Raw genomic sequence first — 938 nt, forward strand, 5'->3', positions numbered from 1 at the left:
ATTTTCTTTTTTGTAGTTTTTCAAGCATTAAAGGAAGTTCTTTTCTAAATAAGGCTTTATCAGTAATCCTCATACCATGATTTAAATCTTTTATAAATCTTCCATCAATCTCACTTTCGTCTTTTATTAAATGTAAAGTGGCGTCATATCCTAGCTCTTTATACGCTAAAAAAAGAGTTTGTTTATCTTTTGCTGTATTAAATGGATCTTTTAAACTATGATAAGATACTAAAATAATATTTTTATTGACACTAGCTTGTATAGTTAAATGGGAAGAATTTAACAAAGAACGAATCATATAATTTTCATTAGTAAAAAAATAAGATAATCTTTCATCTTCTCTAGTCCAGTACGTTTTAATAAACATGCCTACCAATTTATTTAAATCACTAAAAAAAAATTCGGGTCTACTTAAATCTTTTCCTATTATACATTCCAATAATGGCAAAACAGTTCCTGAATTATCAATCACGCCATCCACATACCAAGGAGCTATCTTTGCTATGAGCAAGGCTAAGTATCCTCCATAAGACCCCCCCCCCATAAATTTTTGGTAAATCTGCAAATTTTGGAAAGCGTTTAACTAAATCTTTTAAAGCATTGATATGATCAATAGCTGCCATAATGCCATAGTTTTGATAATCTCCATTAGGTGGGATAAAAGTTGAAGTAAATTTCGCTTGATAATTTTGCGCTAATTTTCCTTGTGATTTTAAAGTAATAATATGCTGAATAAGCAATTCATAATACTTGGTAGAATTTTTACAATCAAGATTCTGTGGATTAATGCCAAAATCTAACAAAATCTTAGATAGACTTAACAAATCCTCCTCCATGAAGCTAATAGAAGCACTATACTTTTTATTATTTGATATTCTTGCACAAAAACAATGATAAAAAACATGTACCACTACAACATCAAAATTTTTAGCAATATA

1 pseudogene is annotated in these 938 nt (G+C 28.7%); it reads right to left on the reverse strand.

What is annotated here, in order from left to right:
- A pseudogene (locus AJ885_RS10750) lies at window positions 1–938 on the reverse strand (DUF2920 family protein); the annotation flags it as partial.

Source organism: Campylobacter sp. BCW_6464, from assembly GCF_001762775.1.
Lineage (GTDB): Bacteria > Campylobacterota > Campylobacteria > Campylobacterales > Campylobacteraceae > Campylobacter_D > Campylobacter_D jejuni.